Source organism: Micromonospora sp. NPDC018662 (assembly GCF_044391475.1).
Classification (GTDB): Bacteria; Actinomycetota; Actinomycetes; order Mycobacteriales; family Micromonosporaceae; genus Micromonospora.
Genome location: NZ_JBISAC010000028.1, coordinates 1 through 2,033, shown reverse-complemented (window position 1 = coordinate 2,033; position 2,033 = coordinate 1). Strand labels below are relative to the sequence as shown.

Genomic DNA, 2,033 nt, shown 5'->3' with positions numbered 1-2,033 from the left:
CACGATGCCGCCGCCGTCGCCGTCGGCGTGGTTGTTGGCGATGACGACCTTGTCGAGGTCGAGGTCGGTGTTCTCGGCGTAGATGCCGCCGCCGTTCTCGCAGGCGGTGTTGCCGGTGATGTGGGTGAAGGAGACGGTGACGTAGCCGCCGCTGCTGAACAGCCCACCGCCGTTCTTCCCGGCGCGGTTGTCCGACAGCGAGGAGTTCTCGCCCTCCTTGCCGCCGTCCTTGCCGTGGTCGGAACCGATGATCTCGACCGTGCCGGCCTCGTCGTGCTTGTCCGACGGGACGTAGCTCTTCAGCTCCGCGGCGTCGGCGCCGTGCTTGCCGGAGAGGCCGCTGCCGTTGGCGATGCCGCCACCGTTGCCGCCGGCGGTGTTGTCGTCGACAGTGGTCTCCTCGACCTTGAGGATGCCGCGGTTGAAGATGCCGCCGCCGTCGCCCTGGGCGTGGTTGTTGACGACCTTGCTGTCCTCCAGCCACACGCGGCCGAAGTTGGCCACCGCGCCGCCGTCGTGCTCGGCGTTGTTGTCGGTGAGCTTGACGTTGGACAGGTGGGCGCTGCCGCCGCGCTCGACCAGCAGCGCGCCGCCGTCGCCCTCACCCCGCTTCTCGTCCTCCTCGGCCGGACCCGAGACCGTGGTCGCGGTTGCCGCCACGGTCGCGGCCTGCGCCGGCGCGGTGGCGGACGCGGCCGTGGCCTGCGCCGGTGCCGTGGCGACCTTCGCCGCGACCGGGGCGGGCTGCCCCGGGGCGGTGGCGGTCTGCGCCGTGGTGGCGGCCTGTGCCGCGACCGGGGCGGCCTGTGCCGCGACCGGGGCGGGCTGCGCCGGCGCGGTGGCCGACTGCGCCGCCGTGGCGGCCGACGCACCCGCGACCGCCGGCTGCGCCGGGGCGACGGGGGCCGGCAGGGCCGCCGTGCCGTTCACCGCCCCGGGCACCCCCGGGTACTTGAACTCGGAGGCGTTCCCGCCCTTGACGGTCAGGTCCTTGAGCGTGAGGTGGCCACCGTCGGCGACGCGGAAGATGCGGAAGGTGTCCTCGGCGTCGCGCTTGATGGTGGAGCCGTTGCCCTTGATCGTGACGTCCTGTTTGATCTCGGGCAGGCCGCCGCCGACCTTGCGGTCCTTGACGTCGAGTTCGTAGGTGCAGTTCTCGGCGAGCTTGAGGGTGCCGCCGTGGTCGCGGTTGGTCAGTTCGAGCGCGTCGACCAGGGCGTCGTCGTGGCAGGGGACCTCGCGGACCTTGCCGTGGTCGCCCTCGCCGCCCCACTCGCCGCGGTCCTGGCCCCATTCGCCCCGGTCCCGGCCCTCCTGGCCGTGCTCGTCCTTGCCGTCCTTGCCGTGCTCGTCCTTGCCGTACTCGTCCTCGGTGGCCTCGTCGCCGTGGTCGCCGTCGCTGAGCTGCTGCGCGGTCGACCACTTCACGTCGGCGAGCCGGTGCGGACCGGTCACGCCGGTGGTCGCGTAGGCAACGCCGGCGAGGCTGACCGCTCCGGTCAGGCCCACGACGCCGGTGGCGAGCCACAGCCGGCGGCGCCGGAGCGGGGAACTGGTCTCGCGGGTGGTGGCGTCATTGTTATTGCGAAGGTAGTTGGACATCGGAGCTCTCTGCCCTCTCCTTGTACCTGACAAGGTCGCTTCGCCACGGCGAGGCGGCCTTCGCTACAAATCGGTTGTAGCTGCTGAAGACGAACTTATGAGAGCTTTGTTCACCCCGTGGCCAGATACGAAAAAAACCCGCATAAGGGTGCGGGTGGGTCGGGCTGGCGCAGCGAGGGCGGGATGACCCGATGGTGCCCACATGGTCGCTCGACTCCGTTTCGCCCGACGGGGCGAACTCCGGACAGGTGCGGCCCCGCGCCTTGCCGGCGGGTTGGCAGCCCTCCTTCCGCCGGTCGGGGCGGAAGGAGGGCTCCCGGTTATGTGGTGGTGCGATCAGTTGAAGCAGTCCTTGACGGTGTTGGCGCAGTTGGTGGGGTCGTTGTCGCTGATGAGGGACTCGTCGTCGAGCTTGACGCGGCCCTCGTTGT

General features: G+C 70.8%; 1 protein-coding gene. It reads right to left on the bottom strand.

Translation table 11 applies throughout. From position 1 onward, the window contains the following. On the bottom strand, positions 1–1,602 hold a 1,602-nt coding region (locus ACH495_RS31805; RefSeq protein ID WP_396861411.1), incomplete at its 3' end, for a hypothetical protein. Positions 1,603–2,033 lie beyond the last annotated feature (431 nt).